The following is a 24,791-nucleotide window of genomic DNA, read 5'->3' on the forward strand; positions in this document are numbered from 1 at the left end:
TCATGACTCAGGCGACACCACACACCACCGTCCGCAAGACCATCACCGTCGCGGCGCCCCTGCATCTCGCGTATCGCGTGTTCACCGAGCGCTTCGGTGATTTCAAGCCGCGTGAGCACAACATCATGGCGGTGCCGATCGAGGACACCGTCTTCGAGGCTCGCGTCGGCGGTTACATCTACGACCGCGGCACCGACGGCACGATCTGTCGATGGGCACGCGTACTGGAACTCGATCCGCCCAACCGCGTCGTGTTCAGCTGGGACATCGGGCCGACGTGGCAGGTGGAGACGGATGCGTCGAAGACCAGTGAGGTGGAGGTGACGTTCACCGCCGAAGGCGACGAGCGCACCCGCGTCGACCTAGAGCATCGGCACCTCGATCGGCACGGCGAGGGGTGGGAGGCCGTCGCGGGCGGCGTCGGGAACGACGCGGGCTGGCCGTTGTATCTCCAGCGGTACGCCGAGATCGCGGAATCTGTTTGAGCGGGAGAGCGACCCACAGTTGAACGGGGTGCACGACGATAACTGTCGTGCTCGCCGACTGCGCTGTAGGTAACTTTCGAATTCGCGGCTACAGACTCGTCACCGTCGGGGCCGGCGGCAGAGTCACGACCGCCCCGGCGTAGCTCAGGCCGGCGCCGAAGCCCAGCAGCAACGCGGTCTGACCGCCGGTCGCCTTGCCGCTGACCAGCATCTCCTCCATGGCCAGCGGGATCGACGCGGCCGACGTGTTGCCGGTGTTCTCGATGTCGTTGGCGATCGGAATGTCGTCGGCGAGACCGAGATTGCGGGCCATCAACTCGTTGATGCGGGCATTGGCCTGGTGTGGGATGAACACCTCGATGTCGGATTTGTCGACGCCGGAGCGTTCGATGACGGCGCTGAGCGCCTTCGGCAATGTGATTGCCGCCCAACGGAATACGCGGGGCCCCTCCATGGTCACGACCATCCGCCCGACGGGATCGGTTGCGGCGTCGCGATTCTGGTAATCCTGGGCGCGATCCATGTACTCGGGGATGTCGTAGTTCTGCGCGATGGCTGCGGAATTCTCGCCGTCGGAGCCCCACACCGTCGGGGAGATTCCGTTGACGTCGCTCGGTCCGACGATCACCGCGCCCGCGCCGTCGCCGAAGATGAAGGCGGTGTTGCGGTCGGTGGGGTCCATCACGACCGACATCGTCTCGACGCCGATCAACAGCACGTACTCGGCGGTGCCGGACCGGACGGTGTCGGCGGCGATGCCCAGGCCGTACCCGAAGCCGCCGCAGCCGGCGGCGATGTCGTAGGCGGGGATGCCGTTGATCCCGAGGTCGTATGCGACTACCGGCGCGCCGTGCGGGATCTTGGTCTTCCAACTGCCGGTGGCCAGGATCAGCGCGCCGACTTGCTCTTTCGCGATGCCCGCGTTGGAGATGGCGCGCTCGGCCGCGGCGACGGCCATGGTCCGCGCCGACTCGTCGCCGCTGATCCACCGGCGATTGCGGATGCCGCTGCGCTCGAAGATCCACTCATCGGTCGAGTCGAGTACCTCGCACACCTCGTCGTTGGACACCACTCGCGTGGGCCGGTAGGCACCGATTCCCAACATGGCGACATTGGGGCGTCCGACGGTAGTGGCAAGTGGCATCGATCAGATCCTCACGGTGAGTGAACGTGTTCTCTCGAAATGTCTACCAGGCGTGCACGGTGTTCTGGGCATCGGTCAGGCTGCGCGTGACCAAGAGTTCGGCAGCGTCACAACCATTCGCGATCAGCAATTCGACGTCGGCTTTCGCCGCGGGAGGGAAGGGTTTGAGCACGAAGTCGGCGGGATCCTGCCGACCGGGCGGCCGCCCTATGCCGAGCCGGACACGCAGATAGTCGCGGGTTCCGAGCGCCGCCGAAATCGAGCGCAACCCGTTGTGGCCGCCCTCGCCCCCGCCCTGCTTGAGGCGGACGGCGCCGAAATCGATGTCGAGTTCGTCGTGCACGACGATCACGTCCGCCGGAGCGATCGAGTAGAACTTCGCCAGCGGGCCGATATGGTTGCCGGCTTCGTTCATGTAATTGCGATTGCGTGCGACGAGGACGGATTGCCCGGCGATGGTCACGGTCGCGACGTCGGCGCCGGACTTCTTGTGCACCTTGTAGTTCTGCGCAGCAGAACGGACCAGGCCGTCGGCGACCAGTGCGCCGACGTTATGCCTGGTCCGCTCATAGCGTGAACCCGGATTGCCAAGTCCGACAATCAGTTTCATCGTGATATACGGATAGCCGCAGGACTACTCCGCGGCGTCGCCCTCAGCGTCGGCCTCATCGCCTTCGGCGTCGGCCTCGTCGTCGGTCGCGGCGGCCTGAGCCTCGTTGACGGCGACGATGAGGGTCTCCGGATCAGCGGTCAGCTCGACGCCCGCGGGCAGCTCGAGATCGGCGGCCTTGATGGAGGTGCCTGCCTCGGCGCCCTCGACCGAGACGGTGATCTGCTCGGGGATCGACATAGCGTCGGCCACGACCTCGATGGTGTTCGCATCCTGGGTGACCAGGGTGCCGCCCTGAGCTTCGCCCTCGACGACGACGGGGATCTCCAGGGTGACCTTCTCGCCACGCTTGATGATCACCAGGTCGGTGTGCTGGATGTAGTCGCGGATCGGGTGAACGTCGATCTGCTTGGTCAGCGCCAGCTGGGACTTGCCCTCGATGGAGAGCTCGATGACGACGTTGGTGCCGTTGTTACGCAGGATCGCGGCGAACTCCCTGGTCGGCAGGTAGAGGTGCACGGGATCGGTGCCGTGGCCGTACAGGACGGCCGGGATGTTGCCGGCGCGACGAGCGCGGCGAGCCGCACCCTTGCCGGTCTCGGTGCGAGTGGTGACTGCGAGCTGGGGGGCCTTGGAAGCCATTGCGATCTTCTCTCCTCGTGATGTGACGCCGGTCGGCGACGAGGGAGGCAGATCAGTCCCGTTTCCGGGCTTTCGACGTACGACGACGTCGGAAATACTGAGCCGCGCCGATAACGGTGACCTGACAGTTCACCCTCGCCGAGACAACGCGGACCAGACTAGTCGATCCGACGGCGGCCAGGCAATTCGAGCCGGACGCGTTACCGTGGCATATGACCTCCACCACTGCGCTCGACCTGATCACCGACCGCTTTCTCGACCGCCTCGCCGGCCTCGACATCGACGGTGCGTTGGAGAGCGTCGACGACGCGATCGTCTATTCGAATGTCGGGCTGCCCACGGTCCGCGGCAAGAAGCGATTCGCCTCGGTGATGCGGCTGCTGAACACGAAATGGTCGAACTTCGACTACCGCATGCTCAACGCGGCGGCCGACGGCGACGTCGTGCTCACCGAGCGGATCGACGAGCTGACCATCGGTCCGCTGCGCTTGCAGTTCTGGGTGTGCGGCCGGTTCGAGATCAGCGACGGCCGGATTGTGGTGTGGCGGGACTACTTCGACTTCTTCGACTGCACCAAGGCGTTGGTACGCGGCGTCGTCGCGCTGGCCTTTCCGCGGGTGCTGCCGCCGCTCAAGGGGTGATCGCCTACAGCACCTCGTCGACGTTCTGGAGCGGGCGTGCCAGTCGGGCGCCCTTGTCGGTCACCACGAACGGACGCTCGACGAGTACGGGATGGGCGAGCATCGCGTCGATGATCTCGTCCTCCGACGCCTCCGCGAGGTTCAACTCCTTGTAGAGGGGTTCGCGCTTGCGGGCGGCCTGCGCGGCGGTGAGCCCGGCGTCGGCGAAGAGGGTGACCAACTGCTCGCGAGTCCAGCCCTCGTCGAGGTACTTCACGACGGTCGGTTCGATTCCGGACGCGCGCAGGTGGTCGAGAGTCTTGCGCGACGTCGAGCAGCGGGGGTTGTGATAGATCGTTGCGTCCACGGTCGGTGAGCCTACTCGGTCTGGGCTACCCGAGGTCGATGTGCACGGTCACGACGTCGTCTTCGACGATGCCCTCGGCGGTGCGCACCGCCTTCTTGACCGGCAGCACATAGGTTCTGCGCTTGGCGTCGGGGAAAATCGAAGTGGCCCAAGTGGTTTCGCCGATGCGGGCAGATACCCGCACCGATCCGAAGCCGGGGCGGGAATGGTCGACGACATCGGAGATCTCGTCGGCCAGTTCGGTCGGCAGCGAGACGAAATGCCAGGCCCCGGTGGACTGCGCGGTCCACACCGCGGCGTCGAAGGTGCCGTTCGGCGTGGACCGCGCAATCATCTAGGTTGCGGAGAGACTAGGCGCTGCCGTCGAAAAGGCTTGTGACGGAGCCGTTTTCGAAGACCTCACGGATGGTCTGAGCGAGCAGCGGAGCGATCGACAGGACCGTCAGGTTGGCGAACCGCTTCTCCGGGCCGATCGGCAGCGTGTTGGTCGCGATGACCTCCTTGGCGCCGGAGTTGGCCAGCCGTTCGGCGGCCGGATCGGAGAACACGCCGTGGGTGGTGGCGATGATCACGTCGCCGGCTCCGGCGTCCTTGAGGACGCGGACGGCGCCGGCGATGGTGCCGCCGGTGTCGATCATGTCGTCGATCAGCACGCAGGTCAGACCCTCGACCTCACCGACGACACGGTTGGACTTGACCTGGTTGGGCACCAGCGGGTCGCGGGTCTTGTGGATGAACGCCAGCGGCGCGCCGTTGAGGGCGTCGGCCCACTTCTCGGCGACACGGACGCGACCCGAGTCGGGGGAGACGACGCAGATGTTGTCGGTGCCGTAGTGCTCACGGACGTAGTCGGCGAGCTGACCCTGGGCGTGCATGTGATCGACGGGGCCGTCGAAGAAGCCCTGGATCTGGTCGGTGTGCAGGTCGACGGTGATGATGCGGTCGGCGCCGGCGGTCTTGAGCAGGTCGGCGACGAGACGCGCCGAGATGGGCTCGCGGCCGCGGTGCTTCTTGTCCTGGCGGGCGTAGGGGTAGAACGGCAGGATCGCGGTGATGCGCTTGGCCGAGCCGCGCTTGAGCGCATCGATCATGATGAGCTGTTCCATCAACCAAGTGTTCAGCGGCGCGGGGTGGCTTTGCAGGACGAAGGCGTCCGAGCCGCGGACCGACTCTTCGAACCGGACGAAGATCTCGCCGTTGGCGAAGTCACGCGCGGTCTGCGGGGTGACTTTCACGCCGAGCTCGTCGGCGACGGCCTGGGCGAGCTCCGGGTGGGCACGGCCAGAGAACAGCATCAAGTTCTTCTGGTTGTCGGTGGTCCAGGTCATCTTTCCTCAATCTGGTGTGAGCGGGTTGAAACTAGTGGCGGCGCGCTCAGGCGTCGGTCTGCTGGGCCGCCAGGGCGGCGGCCGCAGAAGTCGTGTCGGGACGCTTGCGCGGCACCCAGTTCTCGATGTTGCGTTGCTCGCCCGCGGAGACGGCCAATGCGCCCGGCGGGACATCCTGCCGAACCACCGTACCGGCGCCGGTGTAGGCGCCGTCGCCGATTGTCACCGGCGCGACGAACATGTTGTCCGAACCGGTGCGGCAGTGCGAGCCGATCACCGTCTGATGTTTGTTGACGCCGTCGTAGTTGACGAAGACGCTCGACGCCCCGACGTTGGTGTGTTCGCCGATCACCGCATCGCCGACGTAGGTCAGGTGCGGCACCTTGGTCGACGCCCCGATCTGCGCGTTCTTGGTCTCCACGAACGTGCCGATCTTACCGTCGTCGCCCAGGTACGTTCCCGGGCGCAGGAAGGCGAACGGTCCCACGCTGGCGCCGGCGCCGACGACGGCCCCGCTGCCGTGGGTGCGGACGATGCTGGTGCCCGCACCGACGACGACGGCGGTGAGAGTGGTGTCGGGGCCGATCACCGCGTCGGACGCGATGACCGTGCGGCCGTGCAGTTGAGTGCCCGGCTCGATGCGGACGTCTTCGGCGATGGCGACGTCGACGTCGATCCAGGTGGTCGCCGGGTCGACGACGGTGACGCCCGCCAGCTGATGGCGGCGGATGATGCGCCGGTTGAGTTCGGCGCCGAGCTCGGCGAGTTGCGCGCGGTCGTTGCAGCCGGCGACGACGGCGGGGTCGTCGACGATGAAGGCGCGCACCGGAAGGCTCTTGCCGACGGCGATCTCGACGACGTCGGTGAGGTAGAACTCGCCCTGGACGTTGTCGGTGGAGATCTGGGTGAGCGCCTCGCGCAGGACCGCGGCGTCGAATGCGTAGATGCCCGCGTTGACCTCGGTGATGGCCCGCTGTTCGTCGGACGCGTCCTTGTGTTCGACGATGGCGCTCACGGCCCCGGCCTCGCGGACGATGCGGCCGTAGCCGGTGGGGTCGTCGACGACGAAGCTGGTGAGGGTGACCGCGGCGGCGGGTCCGGCGGTGTGGACGTCGAGGAGCGCGCGCAGCGTTGGGCCGTCGAGGAGGGGAGCGTCGGCGACGGTGACCAGCACGGTGCCGTCGAAGTCGTCGGGGAGGGCGGACAGTCCGACGCGGGCGGCGTCGCCGGTGCCGCGGGGGAGGTCCTGGTCGGCGATGAGGACTTCGCGGCCGATCTGGCCCGCGATGACGTCGATCGCGGCGGTGACGCGGTCACGTTCGTGACTGACGACGGCGACGAGATGCGTCGGGACGAGGTCGGCCGCGCCGTGCAGGGCATGCCCGACCAGCGAGCGGCCACCGATCTCGTGCAGGATCTTGGGCGTCTTGGACTTCATCCGGGTGCCCGCGCCGGCCGCGAGCACGATGACCGCGGTCGCCGACGGTGTGGAGGGGTCGTTGTGAGTGCCGTGACCCGTCGTCATCAATGACCTCCGCCGAGATGTTGTGGTTGGTGTTGCGACGTGCGTGTACGACATGCAACGGTGGCGATCCTACGCAAGACCCGGCGTGCAACCCAACTTGCGAGTAACCCGACCTGCCCGAACGAGGTGAACTGAGCAAGTGCTAAGAACGAGTGGGATCTTACTCACTCATCGTGGTTGCAACGGTTGAACGTGGTTGCCGCGGTGAACCGTCACCCCGAACCTGGAAGAGGATTGAACGAGATGACCGCTAAGAAAGTAGCCATCGTCACCGGTGCCGCCCGCGGAATCGGCGCGGCCGTGGCCAAGCGCCTGGCGTCGGACGGCATGGCCGTCGCCGTACTGGACCTGAACGCGGAGTCCTGCGAGGGCACCGTCGCCGCGATCAACGAGGCAGGCGGCAAGGCCATCGCCGTCGGCGCCGACGTGTCCAACGAGGAGTCGGTCGCGGCCGCCGTGGAGAAGGTCGTCGCCGAACTCGGCGGACCGACCGTCCTGATCAACAACGCGGGCATCATCCGCGACAACATGCTGTTCAAGATGACCGTCGACGACTGGGACGCCGTGATGGGCGTGCACCTGCGCGGCGCGTTCCTGATGAGCAAGGCATGCCAGAAGCACATGGTCGACGCCGGCTGGGGCCGCATCGTCAACCTGTCGTCGACGTCGGCGCTGGGCAACCGCGGGCAGGCCAACTACTCGGCGGCCAAGGCGGGTATGCAGGGCTTCACCAAGACCCTGGCGATCGAGCTCGGCAAGTTCGGCGTGACCGCGAACGCGATCGCTCCGGGATTCATCGAGACCGAGATGACCGCCGCGACCGCGGCGCGCATGGGCGTCGAATTCGAGGAGTTCAAGAAGTTCAGTGCTGCCCAGATTCCGGTGAATCGTGTTGGCGCACCGGAAGATATCGCGCACACCGCGTCGTTCTTCGCCAGCGAGGGTGCCGGCTTCGTGTCGGGCCAGGTGGTCTACGTGGCAGGCGGCCCGAAGGACTGATCGCGAGTCGTCCCAGCGAATTGCTCGGAACCCGAACGCCTCAAGCGTTCGGGTTCTTTGCTGTGTGCTGGGTTGGAGCTATGTGGATTGCGTGCTGACCGCACGATGTGCGGCGACGGCGCGCTTGGTTCGCGCGGCGTCGTTGGCGGTGATGGCCCGCACCAGTTCGACATGTACGTCGACGCGTTCGTGGAGGTAACCGGAGTCGTCGGCGGCCGTATCGCGATCCGGTTGGCTCGGCAGTCCCTCGACGTGCGCCATCGCGCTGAGATAGACGCCTTTGGCGAAGGTGTTGCGGGTGATCTCGGCGATCCGCCGATGCAATGTCCAGTTGGCGCGCAGGAAGCTCTCCCGGTCGGAGGCGTGGCGCTCCATGTCGGCGACGATCCGATACAGATCGGCGGCGTCGCCCGCCGTGCAGTGCTCAGCGGCGTCGACGTCGACAGCCTCCTCCAGCGCGTCACGCACTACCACGGCGTCGGCAACGCTTTGCGGGTCGGAGGACACCGACAGCAGCGTGTGGCGGAGCTGGACGACGGTGCCCGATTGTGCGACGAACAGACCGCCACCGCGACCCGGTCGGACGTCGACGGTCCCGCGCTCGGCCAGCAGTCGTGCCGCCTCGCTGATGCTCGCGCGCCCGAGTCGGGTCTGTTCGCGCAGCTCATCCATGGTGGCGATGCGATCGCCGGGGCGTAATGAACGGTCGACGATCCAGCCCTCGATCTCGGCGGCCAGCGATTGGGCGCGGGTCAGCGGTACGGAAAACACCCGACTAGTTTAAGTGATTCGCTTGACAGAAGGGCGGAATTGTGGCGAAACTTACGTCTAACAACACTAAAGGTTCGGGTGTTTTAGCAAGGAGAGTGTCATGGATTCACAAGTCGACGTCGCCATCGTGGGGTTCGGTCCGGCAGGGGCGATGCTCGCGTCGCTGCTCGGCCAACGTGGGCATCGAATCGTCGCATTGGACAAGTTCCCGGAGCCGTACTCACTGCCCAGGATGAGCACGCTCGACGGTGAGGTGGCGCGACTGCTCCAGCACGCCGCCGACCCGGCCGAAGCGCTGGCCGAGTCGTTGCCGGAGACCTTCGTCGAGTTGTGGGGTGCCGATGGTGAGTTGAAGGGGCACTTCGACTGGGACTACAAACGGGCCGGCCACTATTCGCACTTGTCGCTGCACCAGCCGAATATCGAGGCGGCCATGGCGCACCGCATCGCGGAGTACCCGAATATCGAGGTGCGGTGGGGACGGACCGTCGAGGAGATCGTCGAGGCCGGTGGCGCCGAAAGCCCGACGAACGGAGTCGGTGGCGTACCGACGGGACCGCACGAGACCCGGTACGACGTGGTCGCGCGCACCGCCGACGGTGAGACCGAGCGGGTATCCGCTCGGTACGTGGTGGGTATGGACGGCGCGAGCAGTTTCGTTCGTGAACAGCTGGGGATCGAACTCGACGTGCTGCACGTGCACGACGACCAGTGGATCCTCACCGACTACGACGTCGTCGAGCCGCTGGCGAACAACCTGGAGCAGCGAGTGTACTTCGACCTGAAGTTCGAGCAGCCCTATTTCTACGCTCCCAACGGCGTCGGCCGCGTGCGCACGGACGTCCGCGTGATCGACGGAACCGATATGACCGACGAACTCACCGAGGAACGCGGGCTCGAATTCTTGGAATCTCGGGTCGGCATCCCACGCTCGAGCGTCCGGCAGACCCGCCGCAAGCTCTACCGGTTCCGCAGCCAGATCGCCACCGAGATGCGACGTGGCAACATCTTCATCGGCGGCGATGCGGCCCACGCGATGACCCCGTACATGGGCCAGGGTGCGTGCACAGCGATGCGGGACGCGGCGAACCTCGCGTGGAAGCTCGACTTCGTGCTCAGTGACGGCGCCGACGCCGCGATCCTCGACACCTATGCCGCCGAACGGCTGGCGCAGGGGCGATTCTTCGTGGAGGGTTCGTACGCGGCGTTTCGGATGATCAACCCCGAGACGCTCGACAGCGCCGCCGAACGGGATGCGTATCTCGTTGTGACCGGTGGTAACGTCACGCCGCCGATCCCACCGCTGCGCGACGGCATTCAGCTTCGGCAGTCCGACGGCGACTATCCGCCGCAGTCGGGCGAGGTCGCTCCGCAGGGCGTCGTCGCGATGAATGGTCGTTCCGAACTGATCGACGACATCGTCGGATACGGCTTCCAGTTGATCTCCACCCTGCCGATCGACGACGTGCTCAGCGTCGAACAGCTCGCGCGGCTGGACGATCTCGGCGTGATCCGGGTCCGCCTGGGGTCCGATGCGGTGGATGTCGACGGAACCTATCGCGACTACTTCGCCGCCCACTCGGCGCAGGCACTGCTCTCCCGCCCAGACGGGTACGTTTTCGGGCTCGCCGACGACGCCGAGGGTCTCGTCGCGTTGGTCGACAGCCTGCTGCACCAGCTGCCCGCCCCGACCACCGTGGCGGTGTGACGACCGTGCGGACTCACGCCTATGTCGAGTACGACGCTGGAGCGCTGCTCTGCGACGTCTACCCGGGCGAACCCGGCGCGGGCATCGTCATCTACCTGCACGGTGGTGGCTTCGCGGTCGGCGACCGGGCGACGGACGCGAGCCGGGTCCAGTCGCTTGCCGCGCACGGCCTGACCGTCGTCGTACCGGACTATCGACTGGTGCCGCACGCGGTCTTTCCGGCGCAGGTCGACGACGTGCGTGCGGTGATCGATTGGGTGCGTGGGCACCGAGCCGACGTCGGGACCGACGGGCGCATCGGTCTGTGGGGAGCCTCGGCCGGTGCGGTGCTGGCGACGCTGACCGCGCTCGGGTCCGACGGTGACGCGGATATCGACGTGGCCGCCGTCGTCTCGTGGTTCGGGTTCAGCGACATCGGCGCCGTCGCCGCGCGCAGTCCGCTGGAGGCATCTCTGTTGCCGCCCGGTCCCGAGCAAGGATTCTTGAGCAACGCGACCCCGGAGCGTGTGCGCGCGGCGAGCCCGATCAACCACGTGCGCGCAGACGCACCGCCGCACCTGATCGTGCACGGCGATCGAGATCAGATCGTCGCGATCGACGAGAGTCGCCGATTCCACGAGGCGCTCACCCGGGCCGGGGCACAGTCGACGCTCGTCACGCTCGGCGGTGCCGGCCACGAGGATCCTCGCTTCGACAGCCCGACGATGATCGCCATCACCGCTGCGTTTCTGCGTAGCCACCTGGCATGACCACAACAACAACAGATCACGAAGGAGACAGTATGTCCGCCAGCAGTTTGAATGAAGCACGCCCGCACGACCGCAGTCTCATCACCGCGGTGATGCACCGCTACTGCAACATGGCACGTGAGAACGCAGACTTCGCCGGCATGTCCGTGCTATACACGCCGACGGCGCGGATCACTTTCCCCGACGGACGTGAGGTCGGCGCACACGAGATGGCGAAAGTCGTCAAAGGAAACGGCCCGACCTTCATCCGGCACCACGCGACGACCCTCGACATCGAGTTCGACGGTGACACCGCGGCAGACGTCGTCACGATGTACATCGCCATCACCGACCAGGCGGCCCCCGACCACTGGGGGTCGTGGACCGACCGTTTCGTCAAGCAGACCGACGGACGTTGGCTGATCGACCGGCGCACCATCGGCGTCGACGGTGCGACGCCCGGTGGCTGGTGCGCCGCCGCGTACGGCAACTGAGCGGAGGACGCAGATGCGAATCGTCGGATACGAATCGGGTGGATCGGTGCACGTCGGAGCGCGTGACGGGGACGACCTGATCCCGTTGGGGCCGGTCGAGGAGTTTTGGACGGACCCGCGAGCGGCAGTTGCCGCCGCGGGTTCGATCACCCAGCGGGTGCCTGTGCACTCGCTTCAGCTGGCGCCACCGGTGACGCCGTCGGCGCGGGTACTTTGCGTCGGCCTCAACTACCGCGAACACGTCGCCGAGGGCCCGTTCGAAGTGCCCGATCACCCGACGATCTTCGGGCGGTGGACCACGTCCCTCACCGTCGGTGGCACGCCAGTGGCGGCGCCGGTCGATGAGCAAGGCCTGGACTGGGAGGCGGAGGTGTTGGTCGCCGTCGCCGAGCCGATCTCGGTCGCCGACCCCGCAGAGGCGGCGAAGGCGGTGTTCGGCTACGCCGCGTTCAACGACATCACCGCCCGGCGTGCCCAGAAACTCACCACCCAGTGGACCATCGGCAAGAATGCCGACGGCAGCGGTCCGATGTCAGATCTGGTCACCGCCGACGAGGTCGGGGAGCTCGGCAGTCGCGCGGTGGTGTGCCGGGTGAACGGCGAAGTCGTGCAGTCCTCGACTACGGACATGATGATCTTCAGCGTAGGCGACATTCTGTCGTTCGTGAGCCGTACGTTCACCCTGCGACCCGGTGACCTGGTCGCCACCGGTACACCGTCGGGCGTGGGGTATGCGCGGACACCTCCTCGGTTCCTGCAGCCCGGCGACGAGGTGGAAGTCAGTGTCGAGGGGATCGCCTCGGTCCGGACGCCCATCGCCGAACGATCGGTGGTCCGGTGAGTGCCATGTCGATGCGAGTGACTCGGGTCGGCGACGCCGAACGGTTCGATTCGTCGGGGCATCACGGCGTCGTCCCTATGCGACTGCAGGGCGACCAGTCGTCGCCGACGGACGGATTCACGGTGGTGCTGTCGAACTACGAGTCGGGCGGGGCAGCCGACACGGCTGCGCAACCGGCGGAGACGGTGTACGTGATGGTCTCCGGTGAACTGACCTTCGAGAGCGGCGACGACATCGTCCGGCTCGGGCCGCTGGATTCGGTCCACTTCCCGGCAGGCGCCGCGCGCAGTGTCCGGAACGAGACCGACGAGCCGGCGTCCATGATCGTGATCAGGAGTAAGCGATGACCGTGCTGCTCACATCGTTGACCGATGTCGTCGACCGACCCGCCGTCACAGTCGGATCCGACACGCTGCATCGCGGTGAGCTGCTGTCGGCGGCGGCAGCGGTTGCAGCGCAGGTCAGCGGTGCGTCGGCGGTCGCCATCGACGCGACCGCGACGATCGAGACCGTGGTCGCGACCGTCGGCTGCCTACTCGCGGGTGTGCCGGCGGTGCCTCTGCCGCCCGATTCCGGTCCGACCGAACGCGCGCACATCCTGGCCGATTCGGGCGCACAGCTGCTACTCGGCACGCAGATCGAAGGAGTGTCGATGCCAGCCGTGCAGGTCGACGTCCGGGCTGCGGCGCCAGCGCCGTCGACCGAGCCGGATCCGGCGTCGGCGGCCTTGATCATGTACACGTCGGGGACCACCGGCGCTCCCAAAGGTGTCGTGCTGTCTCGCCGGGCCATCGCCGCCAGCCTCGACGGTCTCGCCGATGCGTGGCAGTGGACGGCTGACGACACACTGGTTCACGGACTTCCGCTGTTCCACGTGCACGGACTCGTGCTCGGAGTGATCGGAGCACTGCGACACGGATCGCCACTGATTCACACGGTGCGCCCGAAGCCACCGGCGTATGCCGCAGCCGGCGGCACACTCTATTTCGGCGTTCCGACGGTGTGGTCGCGGGTATGCGCCGACGAGTCCTCAGCGCGAGCGCTCACGTCGGCACGGTTGTTGGTGTCGGGCAGTGCGCCCCTGCCGACGCCGGTGTTCGGCCGACTCGCCGATCTGACCGGCCACGAGCCGATCGAGCGCTACGGGATGAGCGAGACGGTGATCACCGTCAGCACCCGGGCCGACGGTGAGCGTCGGCCCGGCTGGGTGGGGGTACCGATCGCCGGTGTCTCGTCGCGACTGCGCGACGATGCCGGACACGACGTCGAGCACGACGGCGAGTCCGTCGGGCACCTGCAGATCACCGGATCGACGCTGTTCGACGGGTACCTGAACAACCGGTCGAAGACGGAGTCGGAGTTCACCGCCGACGGCTGGTTCAAGACCGGTGACATGGCCGTCATCGGGCCCGACGGATTTCACCGCATCGTCGGACGCGAATCGGTAGACCTGATCAAGTCGGGCGGATACCGCATCGGCGCGGGCGAGGTCGAGCATGCGCTGCGCGCGCATCCCGCGGTCGCCGAGGCCGCGGTGATAGGCGTGCCCGACGCCGATCTCGGTCAACGGATCGTCGCGTACGTCGTCGGCGACGAGGTAACCGAGGGCGAACTGTCGGATTTCGTCGCGTCCACGCTTTCCGTGCACAAGCGGCCGCGGGAGATCCGGCGCGTCGAATCGTTGCCGCGCAATGCGATGGGCAAGGTGCAAAAACGTCTGCTCCGCACGGAGAACGATAACTGAGAACCAGATCGGAACAATCGAAATGTTTGAACTGTATGAGGCGCCGACGACGGCGAACAAACTTCTGGTCACGGCGATGGGCGTGATCGACACCTTCAGCCCCGAGCAGCGGCGGCTGGCGGTTGTCGACGATTTCGCAGATCCGCGCAGACTGAACTGGGACATCATTCCCAAGCCGGATCGAACCGGTGTGCCGCTGCACCTGCTGGACCGTCATCAGCGGGTACTGGTCTGGGACATGATTCGGCTGGCGGTGCCGCTGCGCACGTTCACCAAGATCCTCGGAATCACTCAGCTCGAGCATGTACTTCGTGACTACGAGTACGAGTTTCTCGGACCGGCGCTGCAGAGCTGGCGCAGTTCGGACTCGTATTTCCTCACGTTCTTCGGTCGGCCTGGCTTCGAGGACACGTGGACGCTGCGGTTTCTGGGGCATCATGTGTGCGTCAATCTCACGGTCGTCGACGAGCGGTGGGTGGCTGCCACGCCGATGGCGCTGGGTGCACAGCCAACCGAATACGACGGTGTGCTCAAGCCGCTCGCCGACGATGAAGACCTCGCGTTCGCGCTGTTGAGCTCGATGACCGAGGAGCAGCGTGCGCGGGCTGTGATCCACGACATCGCCCCGGCAGACTTCGTCACCCGGCAGGTGCCGCGTGTCGGGGCGTACGAGTATCCGGATCACTACGACCTCGGCATGCCCGGTTACACGATCAGCGACGCGGACCGAATCGTGCTCAAATTCGTCCGAGACCGCCCGGCCGGCATCGCCGCGGCCGACTTGTCCGGTGAGCAGCGCACGATGCTGCGATCGTTGGTCGATTGCTATCTGGAGCGGTTGCCCAGCGACGCCGGTGAGCGCCATCGGCGTCAGCTCGACGCCGATGGGGATGACGGCATCTTTTTCGCGTGGGCGGGTGCCGATACCCGCGGAGCGCCGCACTACTTCCGGGTGCAGAGCGGTCGGTACCTGATCGAAGCGGTGAATGCGGTAGCCGGCGGCAATCATCTGCACTCGGTCCTGCGTGACCTCGACAATGACTTCGCATTCGGTATCCTCGCGGCGCAGGGCGGCAAAGACACCAAGTGGGGTCGGGCTCATCTGGTGAGTCGTTCGGTGTCGAGTGCGGAGAGCGACCCGGGACTGGAGTAGCCGGACGATGTCTCGACTACCTGTCGACGTCGGGGTTCATCGAGACCGAGATGAACGCGGGCGACCGCAGTGCATGGGTGTCGGGGCAGGTGATCTACGTGGTCGGCAGCCCGAGGGACTGACCGCGGGTCGTTGTGGTTGTGCGGGTGCTTCCTCCGCTGGTTGTGCGGGTGCTTCCTCCGCTGGTTGTGCGGGCGTTTCCCTCCGCTGGTTGTGCGGGCGTTTCCCTCCGCTGGTTGAGCGAGCGCAGCGAGTCGAAACCGAATCTCGCGGTGACACAACGACTTCGGCGAGTCCGGAGCTGGGTGTGGGCACGTTGCCTTGTCGGTGCACGGAGAGGTTTCGACTCGGCTTCGCCTCGCTCAACCAACGGATCGTAGTTGCTCGTGGTGCGCATGTGACTCGGGTTGAGGTTCGACGATGTCGGTGAAGCTCGACGGTGCGAAACTGGTTGTGGCGCAGAGGTTTCGACACGGGCCTCCGCTTGCGCTCCGGCCCGGCTCAACCAGCGGGTGGGGCCTTCGCTTGCGCTTCGGCCCGGCTCAACCGGCGGGCACGGGCCTTCGCTTGCGCTTCGGTCCGGCTCAACCGGTGGGTGGGGGCTGCGGTTCAACCAGCATCGAACGGCGCAAGTCCTAGCGCACAAAGCTCCACAGTCGCGGGTAGTCCACCCGCCATTGGTCGAAGCGCACCACCACGTGCACTTCGTCCTGCTCGACCCGCACTTCACGAAGGCGTGCGTTCGAGCCCAGATTCGTCGGGACCGGGAGCGGGGGGAGTCGGCGGGAGATCGCCACTCGCCGGCCCCGCCATCGAAGCTCCACGGGACGGATTCTGAGCCGACCGTTCTCGGCGGCGACCTCGACGTCGACCATGCCCAGCAGTGGATGGTGCGTCGAGGCGATGGTCGCGGTGCGTGCGTCGGCCGAGCTCACCGTGACCGCGCCGGTGTACCGGTGGACCAGGTCGTCGACTTGCGTCCAATCTCCGATGAACGTCACGTCGACGGGCGCGGTGACTAGAACCGGACTGATGCCGACGCGCGTGTGCACGTTGTGCAGAGTGGCCTGCGCACGCGCAATATGCAGGCCGTCGTACTCGACGTCGCGCGCGTTGAGAGTGACGTGGTCGGCCTGGCCCAGCGTCGACGCGAACGGGTCCAGCTTGGCGTTGACCGACGACAATGTGAACGCCATCGGCTTACCACCCACCGAGGTGCTGATCCGCCGGTCGAGCAGGGTTCCCGAGACCGCCTCGATGAGCGATTCCAAAGGGGAGCGCACGCCCCATCGAGCTGGATTCGCGAAACGTGGCGCTACGTCCATCGAGGCGCCCAGGCGCTGCCACCAGTCAGCGCCGGGTCGTGGCCACCGGTCAGCCATCGTCGGCGCGTTGCGGGGATGAGCTCATGCCTCCACTATCTGCCGTAGGCGTCGCCGCTGTGTAGTTTTCCAGTGACCAGGAGACGAGGCGGCGGCTCTCAGTCACGATGCGCGAATGCGTTTGCGTGTCTGCCAGGGGCGTATGGCACAATCGTCACCGCAGTATTCCGCCATGGTGTAATCGGCAACACTCCTGATTTTGGTTCAGGCATTCTAGGTTCGAGTCCTGGTGGCGGAGCTTGGTCGCGAGTTTTCACTACTCGCGTGACGACGTCGGCGCACCGTTGCCGACCTTCGCACTCGCCAACAGCCCCAGCACATTGGCGGCGTTGGTGACCTTCGCGGACTGCTGCGCCGGTTCACCCAGTTGGTGTGCGACCCAGTCGCGTGCCTTGACCCGTTCGCGCCGACCGGAGACGAACCACACGCCGTTAGCCGGCGTGGTGCCCTGATTGACGTAGAGATGCGGCCTCGTCGAGTCGAAACATAGCGAGTCGCCAGCTGTGAGTGAGTGGCGTTCGAAGTCGATGAGCAGAGTCAATTCGCCCGACAGTATGTAGGCGTGCTCGGTTCCCTCGTGGCGCATCAGCGTCCGGTCGGCTGAGCTGGCGGCCCCCGGAGCATAGGTCACCAGCAATGTGTCCACATCCGACTGAGGGTCGGTCGCGAGTCGCTCCCAGCGGACGCCATCACTCATTTCGATGACGGGATTGTCGGCGCCCCGCTGAATGACCGGCGCGCCGCGCAGGCCTTCGTCGGTGGGAACGGGTGCGTCGACGGTAGTGGGGTCGTCGATGCCGAGAAGTTCGTCCAGCGAGATCCCCAAGTGGGTGACGAGCGAGTACAGCGTACTGACCGATGGCATGGACTTACCGGTCTCGATCTGCGACAGCTGGCTGGCCGAAATGCCGGCGGCGGCCGCGAGACCGCGCAGACTGACGTCCCGCGCCGACCGTGCGCGGCGCAGCAGCGGGCCGATGTCGTCGTGCATCACCAACTCCTGTTCACTCCAGCGAAAGTATTGCTGAACACTATGTCGACGGTAGCAGACTTGGGTGTTCAGTGATGCCGTTCAATTGGGTGCTTCTCCTCGTGGTTAGGGGAGCGGAGGGTGTTCGTTGGTTTCAGCGTGAACGCCTACTCCGTCGGTTGAGCGAGCGCAGCGAGTCGAAACCACTCTGAGTCCAATCCATCACTGTCTCAAGGTATTTGGTGGGCCTACGTCGTCGACTTACGTGGTTTCGACACGGGCCTGCGCTTGCGCTCCGGCCCGGCTCAACCAGCGGGAGAGGCGGCACTACTCAACCAACGGGGGATCGGCCCGGCTCAACCAGCGGGAGAGGCGGCACTACTCAACCAACTGGCCAGACACGGCCCTTTCGAACACTACGTACACCGACACTTGACAAGCAGTGAACACTGTTCCATCATACTTAACACAGTAATGCGCGTCACATCCGGTGGCGCACGACCGGAAGGGAGTACCGATGCAGATCGGGTTTGCAGGCCTCGGCCGAATGGGATATCCGATGGCAGCCAACCTCGTGGCGGCCGGGCACAGTGTCTTCGCCTTCGATCCCGCGGCTTCGGACATCCCCGACGGGGTCCGCCTGGTCGAGCCGGCGGAACTGGCCCGCGGCCCGGTGTCGATCAGCATGCTGCCGAACGGCCCGACCACCCGGCAGCTCGTGTCGGACGGACTTTGCGACGCTCCCGCGGATCACCTGCACGTGGTGATGGGCACCGTCGGCCCCGACGTCGTGCGTGATCTCGCCGAACGATCCGCGGCGCAGATCATCGACGCGCCGGTGTCGGGCAGCGTCGCCATGGCGCAGTCGGCTGCGATCACCACGATGGTCGGCGCATCGGCGCAGCAGTTTGCGATCATCCAGCCGATCCTGGCCGCGATGACCGCCGCGCAGTTCCACGCCGGTCCGGTGGGTGCCGGCTCGATCGCGAAACTCGCGGTGAACACAGTTCTGGCCGGTCTCAGCGAAGCGATCGCCGAGGGCCTGCTGATCGCGGAGCACGGCGGACTCGACCTCGACTCCTTCTACGACATCCTGAGCGCAGGCGCGGTGGGAGCCCCATACGTCGGTTACAAGCGTGATGCCTTCCTCTCGCCCAGCACGACGCCAGTCGCGGCGCCGGTGTCCTTGATTCAGAAGGACCTGACGCTTGCGCTGGAACTGGCCGACCGACACGGACTCGACCTTCCCGGTGCCCGAGCCGCCAACGACGTCCTGACCGACGCGGTGTCCACCGGCTTTGCGAGCGCCGACATGGCCGAAGTGCTGACAGTACTGAAACACAAGGTCGCAGCGACGTCCGCCAACCTCGTCGACGCCCACGTCTGAACCATCGCAGGAAAACGCAATGACACTCGAACCGGCACTCGCACACGATATTTCGACGATCCGTCGATTGGAGGCCGAGCGCTACGCGGCAGTCGTCGACGGCGACGTCGAACGTTTCGTCGCACTGGCGCATCCCGAACTCGCCTACACCCATTCCAATGCCGTGGTCGACACCCTCGACAGCTACGTCGACAAGCTGCGGTCGGGTTTCTATGAGTATCACCGGATCGACCATCCCATCGACCGGATCATCGTGTCCGGTGACACAGCGGTGGTCATCGGTGAAATGAACGCCGACATCACCGCCGGCGGAGTGCGAAAGACGCTCGCCAACGCGGCGATGGCGGTATGGGTTCGCCACGACGAGTCGTGGTCGCTGATCGGATATCAGCCGACCGTGAAGCCCCCGACCGTCTGATCACCGACCGACTGATCACCCACCATTACTCACTCACGGAAGAAGTATCCGATGCAGCAAAATCGATGGGTCGTACTCGGCGGATGTTTTTTCGCCTATCTCTTCGACGCCCTGGAAATCGTCCTCTTGTCGCTGGCGCTCCCGGCCATTCGCGATGATATGGGATTGTCCGCTACCCAGGGCGGACTCCTCGCCACTGCGACTCTGATCGGAATCGGAGTCAGCAGCGTGCTCGGCGGATATGTCGCCGACAATTTCGGGCGGAAGAAGGCGTTGATCGCCTCGCTGTTGATCTTCGGCGTATTCACCGCCGCGATATCCGTGGTGCCCAATTTCACGGTATTCGTGCTTGTGCGCTTTCTCGCCGGTATCGGGCTCGGATCGGTGTGGAGTGTGGTCTCGGCCTATGTGGTGGAGACTTTCGCCGAGCAGCATCGCGGCCGGGCCGCGGCGTTCGTGATCAGCGCTTTCCCGGCGGGAGGCGCGATCGCCGCGACGATATCGGGGCTGTTCCTGCCGGATTGGCGGCAAATGTTTCTGGTCGCTGGAATCGCGGTGCTGCTGCCGGTGCTCGTAGTGATATTCACCTTCGGCGAGTCGGAGAGCTGGGCGCGCCGGCAGGAACAGACCGTTCATCGGACGGTGTCGGTGCGTGACGTGTTGACGCCCGCGCTGCGCCGTCGGACTCTGCTCGGCACATTGATGGCTGCGTTGGCACTGTTCGGCTATTGGGGTGCCACCACCTGGCTGCCCACCTATCTGACCGCCGAGAGGGGCTTGGCCGAGGGGTCGGTCGCACTGTTCGTCACGATTCTGAATATCGGCATGTTTGTCGGATATAACGTATTCGGTATGGTCGCCGACCGAGTCGGGCGGCGTCGAACCATTGTGCTCACCCTTGTCGGTGTATCGGCGACCCTTCCGATATATGCGCTTACCACCGACCAGACCGCACTGCTGTGGCTCGGCCCGCTATTCGGCGCATTCACCGCATTCTTCGGGCTGTTCGGCTCGTACCTTTCCGAGCTTTTCCCGACAAACGTTCGCACGACCGGAGCCGGTTTCTGCTTCAACGTCGGGCGGGGCGTTTCCGCCCTGGCACCCTTCGCTCTCGCCGGGCTGGCGACATCCATCGGTTTTCAAGGCGGGCTGATCGTGTGCGCGGGATTCTTCGTTCTCGCGGCGATCATCGCGGCGATGCTGCCGGCCGACGGTACCGCACGAGCCGACGCGCCCTCGTCCGTAGCCACGCCCGCTCGCGCCACCGCATGACGACCGACTCGCAAGGATTCGAGAAGGAGACCGCAGTCGTGCCCGAGACCATGAGCGCCGCCGTCTACCACGGTGCAGGCGACATCCGCATCGAACGCGTACCTGTACCCGCTCCAGCCGACGACGAGGTTCTCGTGAAAGTGCTCCGATCGGGCGTCTGCGGTACCGATGCGGGTGAATGGACGCGGGGGCCGCGAGTGTTTCCCGTAGCCCATCGGCACCCCAACAGCGGGCACCTGGGTCCGCTGATTCCCGGACATGAATTCGTCGGCGAAGTCGTCGAATCGGCGTCCTCCGACTTTCCCGTCGGCACCCTGGTCGCCAGCGGAGCGGGTATCTGGTGCGGCGACTGTGCCAGGTGCCGGGAGGGGCGCACCAATCTGTGCGCGACATATCAAACGCTGGGACTCAACAGGCACGGCGCGCTGGCCGAGTATGTCGCGGTTGCGAAGAAGACGCTGCATGTCGTCCCGGACGGAGTCTCGGTGGACATCGCGGCGATCGCGCAACCGCTCGCGGTCGGAATCCATGCCGCGCGGCGCAGCGGAGCCCGCGCCGGAGAGCGGATCGTCATCATCGGAGCAGGTGCTATCGGGTCGTTCATCCTCGCCGGCCTGAACCATCTCGGTGACCACGACATCACAGTCGTCGACTTCCCGGGCCGACGCCTCGACCGCGCACTGACGCTTGGGGCCGCACGGACGCGCACGCCGTCGTCGTCGCCGGCCGCGGCCATTTGCGACGCGCTCGACGGCCACGCGCCATCGGTCGTCATCGAAGCAAGCGGAGCGCCTGGGCAATTGGCCGCGGCGTTGCAGACGGTCGACGACGGCGGACGCGTCCTTGCCGTCGGCATCCCGAAAACGGACGTCACGATCGATCTCCACTCGGCGGTCTTTCGCGAGATCACGATCGAAACGACCCTCGCGCACATCTGCGACGTCGACATCCCCGCCGCGCTGGAGATCATCGAAGCGTCGCCGTCGGTGTGGGCCGAATTCGTCGAACCTCCGGTCGCGCTCCGCGAACTGGGGTCCGCGCTCGACCGCCTCGCGAGTGGGGGAGTTGACGGGAAGATCCTCATCGACCCGCAGCGGGAGTAGCCGACGGTCCTGGGTGTGCTGGGTTAGCGGCCGAACACTTCGCCGCTGGATGAGCCTGAATCCACCGATGGTGGCCCCTGTTCGCTGGTTGAGCCGTGAGGAGCTTGAATCCACCGATGGTGGCTCCACTTCGCTGGTTGAGCCGTGAGGAGCGTTAGCGACGAGCGTGTCGAAACCAAAGTGAGACAATCGGTTTCGCGCCCTGGCCACCGTGCGAGGGTCGGCGGAACGCTCCGCCCCGACTCAACCCGACTAAGCCTGCGGAGGTGCTCGCGGAGGTCGTGTTTCCATTGCGGTTGATGCGTGCCGGAAACGATGGCGCAGACCCAGGTTGATGGTGAAAGCTGTACGCGTGCAGGGTGTTTGGGGTCGGTTTGGGTGCTTTGTCTTGCTGGCCCCTCGTTACACCGAAGCTCGTTCCTCGCTTCGGCACTCGGGGAGCGGGGTGGTCGGTTTGGCGATACGGCGCTCGGGGAGCGGGGGGTCGGTTTGGGTGCTTTGTCTTGCTGGCCCCTCGTTACACCGAAGCTCGTTCCTCGCTTCGGCACTCGGGGAGCGGGGGGTCGGTTTGGGTGCTTTGTCTTGCTCGCCCCTCGTTACACCGAAGCTCGTTCCTCGCTTCGGCACTCGGGGAGCGAGGTGGTCGGCTCACTTCGACCCCGCGACCTCGGGTCCGCCCTTCAGGCCGTTCAACACGATGTCGACCACCTGTGCGGGCAAGTCTGGCGTCAGTGGCTCGTGGGTCATCACGACCCGGAAATGCAAAGGCGCGACGAGCATTTGGATCACGCGTAGCGGGTCGACGTCGGCGATCTCGCCCCGCTCGATGGCGCGTGTCACGATCGACGTCGAGCGTGCGGTGCGCGCCTGCCAATACTGGCTGCGGGTGTGTACGCTCGCGGGGTCATCGCCCAGGGCGGCGAGCGCGCGATCGAAGGCGGTGCCGATCGGGCTCATCAGATATGTGGTGAGCGACGTCGCGTAGGCCGTCAGGTCGTCGCGCAGCGTCCCGGTGTCGGGGATCGGAATCAATTCCTCGGCCTCGTCGAGCAGCGCCTCGACGATGAGATTTTCCTTCTTGCCCCAGCGTCGATAGATCGACGTCTCGTGAACGCCCGCGGCCGCAGCGACGTCGGCCACCGCGACGCCGTTCAATCCGTCTCGATGCAGAAGGTCGAGCGTGGCGTCGAGCACGGCACGCCGCACCCGCTCGGATCGTCCGCCGGGGCGCCGTTGTGGAGTCGGTTCGATGGCCACCCGAACAAGAGTAAAGCAAGTCTCTTGCGTTTACCTGTGATCCAACGCATACTACTAACGCAGGTTCCTAGACTTTGGAGGCGCAATGATGAGTGCGGAAACCGCTGAACGCAGCGAGGTCGTCGACGGCATGCGGATCGAGTGGGATGTCGCGGTCCCCATGTCCGACGGTGCGATACTGCGCGCCGACGTCTTCCGCCCCGACGACGACGGCGCCCATCCGGTGCTGATGACGCTCGGCCCCTACGGCAAGGGGCTGGCGTTCCAAGAGGGCTTCGCAGGTATGTGGCAGCGACTGGCGGCCGAGTACCCCGACGCGCTGGCCGGGTCGTCGAACCGCTTCCAGGTCTGGGAAACCGCCGATCCGGAGAAGTGGGTGCCCGACGGTTACATCTGCATCCGCGTCGACTCGCGCGGGGCCGGCCGCTCGCCGGGCCTGCTCGACATGCTCAGTCCGCAGGAGGCCCACGACTACTACGACGCTATCGAGTGGGCGGGAACGCAGCCGTGGTCGTCGGGAAAGGTTGGGCTGCTGGGCATTTCGTACTACGCGGCCAACCAGTGGATCGTCGCGGCATTGCGGCCGCCACACCTCACGGCGATCTGCCCGTGGGAGGGATTCACCGACTTCTACCGCGATCTCAACCGCCACGGTGGCATCCTGAGCCGGTTCGGCCAGGCGTGGCAGGACCATCAGATCTTCACCGTTCAGCACGGCGTCGGCGAGCGCGGTCGCGTCAATCCGAACACCGGCGAACTCGTCGCCGGCCCGCCGACCCTGAGCGATGCCGAGCTGTCGCTCAACCGCGTCGAGACGATCGGCGAGGGCAAGCGACGCAACGTCGTCGACGATTTCAGTGCGGCGCGTACACCGGACCTGTCGCAGATCGAGGTGCCGGTGTTGTCCGCGGCGAACTGGGCGCACCATCTCCATACCCGCGGTAACTTCGACGGATGGGACAAGGTGGCCTCGACGCAGAAGTGGCTGGAGGTACACGGGTTCGAGCACTACGCCGAGTTCTACACCGATTACGGTGTGGCACTTCAAAAGAGATTCTTCGGCCACTTCCTCTCCGGCGAGGACACCGGCTGGGAGACGCAGCCGCCGGTGTTCCTGAACGTCCGTCACGTGGACGGCACCTTCGAGCAGCGCGCCGAACAGGAATGGCCGCTGGCGCGGACGCAATGGACACGCTTCTACCTCGACGACGGCGCGCTCACCACTACAGCGCCTGCCTCGACGACGCCGATCGACTTCGCCGCGCTGGGGCCGGGTGCCGAATTCTGGACACCACCGCTGAGCCAGCCGCTGGAGATCACCGGCCCGGCGTCGGCGCGGCTGCGCATCGCGTCGTCGACCACCGACGCCGACCTCTTCGTCACGGTGCGTGTGCAGGACAGTGATGGCCGGGAGGTGTCACTCGTCTCGGCCATCGACCCGCACGGGGTGCTCGGCGTCGGCTGGCTGCGCGCCTCGCATCGCGAACTCGACGACGCGGCGAGTCTGCCGTACCGGCCCTGGCATGCGCACACTCGCGAAATGCCGTTGACCCCAGGCGATCCCGTCGACGTCGACGTCGAGATCTGGCCGACGTCGATCGTCGTTCCGACGGGCTACCGGCTCGGAATCACGGTATCCGGCCGGGACTACGAGATGCCCGGCGACGGGCCGTGGCCGGTCCTCTACGGCATCGAGAACCGGGGCAACGGCGTATTCGTGCACGACGACACCGACGATCGTCCGACTGATGTATTCGGTGGCAGCACAACACTTTTCACCGCCGACGGCGCGTCGTCGGTGTTGCTCCCGATCATCCCCGCCACCGACGAAGGGTAATCACAC

26 protein-coding genes and 1 tRNA gene are annotated in these 24,791 nt (G+C 65.9%); 16 read left to right on the plus strand and 11 right to left on the minus strand.

Going from position 1 to position 24,791, the window contains the following annotated elements:
• Positions 1-2: 2 nt before the first annotated feature.
• Positions 3-485, plus strand: a complete 483-nt coding sequence (locus HH308_RS05515) for an SRPBCC family protein (RefSeq protein WP_170193170.1) — start codon at positions 3-5, stop codon at positions 483-485.
• A gap of 88 nt (positions 486-573) precedes the next feature.
• On the opposite strand, the gene HH308_RS05520 is transcribed toward HH308_RS05515, so the two are convergent.
• From HH308_RS05520 to HH308_RS05530, 3 genes are read right to left on the minus strand one after another with little or no spacing between them, the layout of a single operon-like run.
• The gene (locus HH308_RS05520; protein WP_170193171.1) at positions 574-1,629 is read right to left on the minus strand and encodes a beta-ketoacyl-ACP synthase 3; all 1,056 of its coding nucleotides are present in this window, start codon (positions 1,627-1,629) and stop codon (positions 574-576) included.
• A 43-nt stretch (positions 1,630-1,672) separates the two neighbouring features.
• Positions 1,673-2,239, minus strand: a complete 567-nt coding sequence (pth, locus tag HH308_RS05525) for an aminoacyl-tRNA hydrolase (protein WP_170193172.1) — start codon at positions 2,237-2,239, stop codon at positions 1,673-1,675.
• A gap of 24 nt (positions 2,240-2,263) precedes the next feature.
• Positions 2,264-2,881 carry a 50S ribosomal protein L25/general stress protein Ctc gene (locus HH308_RS05530; protein WP_170193173.1) on the minus strand — a complete coding sequence of 206 codons (618 nt, stop codon included), beginning with the start codon at positions 2,879-2,881 and terminating at the stop codon, positions 2,264-2,266.
• Between the two features lie 212 nt (positions 2,882-3,093).
• Here HH308_RS05530 and HH308_RS05535 point away from each other — a divergent pair, with 212 nt between their 5' ends.
• Entirely contained in the window at positions 3,094-3,522 is a 429-nt protein-coding gene (locus tag HH308_RS05535; RefSeq protein ID WP_170193174.1) for a limonene-1,2-epoxide hydrolase family protein, read from the plus strand.
• A gap of 4 nt (positions 3,523-3,526) precedes the next feature.
• Here HH308_RS05535 and arsC read toward each other — a convergent pair whose 3' ends face one another.
• From arsC to glmU, 4 genes are read right to left on the minus strand one after another with little or no spacing between them, the layout of a single operon-like run.
• Positions 3,527-3,868, minus strand: coding sequence for an arsenate reductase (glutaredoxin) (arsC, locus tag HH308_RS05540; RefSeq protein WP_170193175.1), 342 nt, complete (start codon positions 3,866-3,868; stop codon positions 3,527-3,529).
• Positions 3,869-3,893: 25 nt separating this feature from the next.
• Positions 3,894-4,202, minus strand: coding sequence for a DUF1905 domain-containing protein (locus HH308_RS05545; protein ID WP_170193176.1), 309 nt, complete (start codon positions 4,200-4,202; stop codon positions 3,894-3,896).
• Between the two features lie 16 nt (positions 4,203-4,218).
• Positions 4,219-5,196: a ribose-phosphate diphosphokinase gene (locus tag HH308_RS05550; RefSeq protein WP_170193177.1), complete on the minus strand. Its 978-nt coding sequence runs from the start codon at positions 5,194-5,196 to the stop codon at positions 4,219-4,221.
• A 46-nt stretch (positions 5,197-5,242) separates the two neighbouring features.
• Complete coding sequence (gene glmU, locus HH308_RS05555) at positions 5,243-6,721, minus strand: bifunctional UDP-N-acetylglucosamine diphosphorylase/glucosamine-1-phosphate N-acetyltransferase GlmU (protein WP_211188195.1); 1,479 nt, start codon at positions 6,719-6,721, stop codon at positions 5,243-5,245.
• Positions 6,722-6,964: 243 nt separating this feature from the next.
• Between glmU and HH308_RS05560 the strand changes: the two genes are divergently transcribed.
• Entirely contained in the window at positions 6,965-7,720 is a 756-nt protein-coding gene (locus HH308_RS05560; protein ID WP_170193179.1) for an SDR family oxidoreductase, read from the plus strand.
• Between the two features lie 78 nt (positions 7,721-7,798).
• Here the strand turns inward: HH308_RS05560 and HH308_RS05565 are convergent, their stop codons facing one another.
• Entirely contained in the window at positions 7,799-8,491 is a 693-nt protein-coding gene (locus tag HH308_RS05565) for a FadR/GntR family transcriptional regulator (RefSeq protein WP_170193180.1), read from the minus strand.
• Between the two features lie 100 nt (positions 8,492-8,591).
• On the opposite strand from HH308_RS05565, the gene HH308_RS05570 reads away from it, so the two are divergent.
• From HH308_RS05570 to HH308_RS05600, 7 genes are read left to right on the plus strand one after another with little or no spacing between them, the layout of a single operon-like run.
• The gene (locus HH308_RS05570) at positions 8,592-10,199 is read left to right on the plus strand and encodes an FAD-dependent monooxygenase (protein WP_170193181.1); all 1,608 of its coding nucleotides are present in this window, start codon (positions 8,592-8,594) and stop codon (positions 10,197-10,199) included.
• On the plus strand, positions 10,196-10,948 hold the full coding sequence (locus HH308_RS05575; protein WP_170193182.1) for an alpha/beta hydrolase: 753 nt from the start codon (positions 10,196-10,198) through the stop codon (positions 10,946-10,948). The genes HH308_RS05570 and HH308_RS05575 overlap by 4 nt, the downstream gene beginning before the upstream one ends.
• Positions 10,949-10,980: 32 nt before the next feature.
• A complete protein-coding gene (locus HH308_RS05580) occupies positions 10,981-11,421 on the plus strand; it encodes a nuclear transport factor 2 family protein (protein WP_170193183.1) in 441 nt (146 codons plus the stop codon).
• A gap of 13 nt (positions 11,422-11,434) precedes the next feature.
• Positions 11,435-12,262: a fumarylacetoacetate hydrolase family protein gene (locus tag HH308_RS05585; protein ID WP_170193184.1), complete on the plus strand. Its 828-nt coding sequence runs from the start codon at positions 11,435-11,437 to the stop codon at positions 12,260-12,262.
• A 5-nt stretch (positions 12,263-12,267) separates the two neighbouring features.
• The gene (locus HH308_RS05590; RefSeq protein ID WP_170193185.1) at positions 12,268-12,609 is read left to right on the plus strand and encodes a cupin domain-containing protein; all 342 of its coding nucleotides are present in this window, start codon (positions 12,268-12,270) and stop codon (positions 12,607-12,609) included.
• Entirely contained in the window at positions 12,606-14,006 is a 1,401-nt protein-coding gene (locus tag HH308_RS05595) for an acyl-CoA synthetase (protein WP_170193186.1), read from the plus strand. The genes HH308_RS05590 and HH308_RS05595 overlap by 4 nt, the downstream gene beginning before the upstream one ends.
• Positions 14,007-14,028: 22 nt before the next feature.
• Positions 14,029-15,159, plus strand: a complete 1,131-nt coding sequence (locus HH308_RS05600; protein WP_170193187.1) for a DUF3500 domain-containing protein — start codon at positions 14,029-14,031, stop codon at positions 15,157-15,159.
• 635 nt (positions 15,160-15,794) lie between these two features.
• Here HH308_RS05600 and HH308_RS05605 read toward each other — a convergent pair.
• Entirely contained in the window at positions 15,795-16,442 is a 648-nt protein-coding gene (locus HH308_RS05605; protein WP_170193188.1) for an LmeA family phospholipid-binding protein, read from the minus strand.
• A gap of 265 nt (positions 16,443-16,707) precedes the next feature.
• Here HH308_RS05605 and HH308_RS05610 point away from each other — a divergent pair.
• Positions 16,708-16,779, plus strand: a tRNA-Gln gene (locus HH308_RS05610).
• Positions 16,780-16,797: 18 nt separating this feature from the next.
• Here HH308_RS05610 and HH308_RS05615 read toward each other — a convergent pair.
• On the minus strand, positions 16,798-17,532 hold the full coding sequence (locus HH308_RS05615; RefSeq protein WP_170193189.1) for a cupin domain-containing protein: 735 nt from the start codon (positions 17,530-17,532) through the stop codon (positions 16,798-16,800).
• A 496-nt stretch (positions 17,533-18,028) separates the two neighbouring features.
• Between HH308_RS05615 and HH308_RS05620 the strand changes: the two genes are divergently transcribed.
• The 4 genes from HH308_RS05620 to HH308_RS05635 are packed head-to-tail and all read left to right on the plus strand — an operon-like array spanning position 18,029 to position 21,691.
• The gene (locus HH308_RS05620; protein ID WP_170193190.1) at positions 18,029-18,898 is read left to right on the plus strand and encodes an NAD(P)-dependent oxidoreductase; all 870 of its coding nucleotides are present in this window, start codon (positions 18,029-18,031) and stop codon (positions 18,896-18,898) included.
• Positions 18,899-18,917: 19 nt separating this feature from the next.
• Positions 18,918-19,316, plus strand: a complete 399-nt coding sequence (locus tag HH308_RS05625) for a nuclear transport factor 2 family protein (protein ID WP_170193191.1) — start codon at positions 18,918-18,920, stop codon at positions 19,314-19,316.
• 51 nt (positions 19,317-19,367) lie between these two features.
• Positions 19,368-20,588 (plus strand): MFS transporter, encoded by a 1,221-nt coding sequence (locus tag HH308_RS05630; protein ID WP_170193192.1) that lies wholly within the window; start codon positions 19,368-19,370, stop codon positions 20,586-20,588.
• A 38-nt stretch (positions 20,589-20,626) separates the two neighbouring features.
• Positions 20,627-21,691: a zinc-dependent alcohol dehydrogenase gene (locus tag HH308_RS05635; protein ID WP_312870398.1), complete on the plus strand. Its 1,065-nt coding sequence runs from the start codon at positions 20,627-20,629 to the stop codon at positions 21,689-21,691.
• Positions 21,692-22,339: 648 nt separating this feature from the next.
• On the opposite strand, the gene HH308_RS30365 is transcribed toward HH308_RS05635, so the two are convergent.
• Entirely contained in the window at positions 22,340-22,948 is a 609-nt protein-coding gene (locus tag HH308_RS30365; protein ID WP_312870399.1) for a TetR-like C-terminal domain-containing protein, read from the minus strand.
• A gap of 85 nt (positions 22,949-23,033) precedes the next feature.
• Between HH308_RS30365 and HH308_RS05645 the strand changes: the two genes are divergently transcribed.
• Positions 23,034-24,785 carry a CocE/NonD family hydrolase gene (locus HH308_RS05645; RefSeq protein ID WP_246284249.1) on the plus strand — a complete coding sequence of 584 codons (1,752 nt, stop codon included), beginning with the start codon at positions 23,034-23,036 and terminating at the stop codon, positions 24,783-24,785.
• Positions 24,786-24,791 lie beyond the last annotated feature (6 nt).

Origin of the sequence: Gordonia asplenii (assembly GCF_012933505.1) — a bacterium.
GTDB lineage: Bacteria > Actinomycetota > Actinomycetes > Mycobacteriales > Mycobacteriaceae > Gordonia > Gordonia asplenii.

Excerpts from the sequence above, each read along its gene's own strand:
- HH308_RS05590 (WP_170193185.1), top strand. The coding sequence starts at position 12,268 with ATGTCGATGCGAGTGACTCGGGTCGGCGACGCCGAACGGTTCGATTCG.
- HH308_RS05625 (WP_170193191.1), top strand. The coding sequence starts at position 18,918 with ATGACACTCGAACCGGCACTCGCACACGATATTTCGACGATCCGTCGA.
- HH308_RS05570 (WP_170193181.1), top strand. The coding sequence starts at position 8,592 with ATGGATTCACAAGTCGACGTCGCCATCGTGGGGTTCGGTCCGGCAGGG.
- HH308_RS05585 (WP_170193184.1), top strand. The coding sequence starts at position 11,435 with ATGCGAATCGTCGGATACGAATCGGGTGGATCGGTGCACGTCGGAGCG.
- HH308_RS05630 (WP_170193192.1), top strand. The coding sequence starts at position 19,368 with ATGCAGCAAAATCGATGGGTCGTACTCGGCGGATGTTTTTTCGCCTAT.
- HH308_RS05530 (WP_170193173.1), bottom strand. The coding sequence starts at position 2,881 with ATGGCTTCCAAGGCCCCCCAGCTCGCAGTCACCACTCGCACCGAGACC.
- HH308_RS05535 (WP_170193174.1), top strand. The coding sequence starts at position 3,094 with ATGACCTCCACCACTGCGCTCGACCTGATCACCGACCGCTTTCTCGAC.
- HH308_RS05615 (WP_170193189.1), bottom strand. The coding sequence starts at position 17,532 with ATGCACGACGACATCGGCCCGCTGCTGCGCCGCGCACGGTCGGCGCGG.
- glmU (WP_211188195.1), bottom strand. The coding sequence starts at position 6,721 with ATGACGACGGGTCACGGCACTCACAACGACCCCTCCACACCGTCGGCG.
- HH308_RS05550 (WP_170193177.1), bottom strand. The coding sequence starts at position 5,196 with ATGACCTGGACCACCGACAACCAGAAGAACTTGATGCTGTTCTCTGGC.
- HH308_RS05620 (WP_170193190.1), top strand. The coding sequence starts at position 18,029 with ATGCAGATCGGGTTTGCAGGCCTCGGCCGAATGGGATATCCGATGGCA.
- HH308_RS05600 (WP_170193187.1), top strand. The coding sequence starts at position 14,029 with ATGTTTGAACTGTATGAGGCGCCGACGACGGCGAACAAACTTCTGGTC.
- HH308_RS05520 (WP_170193171.1), bottom strand. The coding sequence starts at position 1,629 with ATGCCACTTGCCACTACCGTCGGACGCCCCAATGTCGCCATGTTGGGA.
- HH308_RS05595 (WP_170193186.1), top strand. The coding sequence starts at position 12,606 with ATGACCGTGCTGCTCACATCGTTGACCGATGTCGTCGACCGACCCGCC.
- HH308_RS05580 (WP_170193183.1), top strand. The coding sequence starts at position 10,981 with ATGTCCGCCAGCAGTTTGAATGAAGCACGCCCGCACGACCGCAGTCTC.
- HH308_RS05560 (WP_170193179.1), top strand. The coding sequence starts at position 6,965 with ATGACCGCTAAGAAAGTAGCCATCGTCACCGGTGCCGCCCGCGGAATC.
- pth (WP_170193172.1), bottom strand. The coding sequence starts at position 2,239 with ATGAAACTGATTGTCGGACTTGGCAATCCGGGTTCACGCTATGAGCGG.
- HH308_RS05515 (WP_170193170.1), top strand. The coding sequence starts at position 3 with ATGACTCAGGCGACACCACACACCACCGTCCGCAAGACCATCACCGTC.
- HH308_RS05545 (WP_170193176.1), bottom strand. The coding sequence starts at position 4,202 with ATGATTGCGCGGTCCACGCCGAACGGCACCTTCGACGCCGCGGTGTGG.
- HH308_RS05645 (WP_246284249.1), top strand. The coding sequence starts at position 23,034 with ATGATGAGTGCGGAAACCGCTGAACGCAGCGAGGTCGTCGACGGCATG.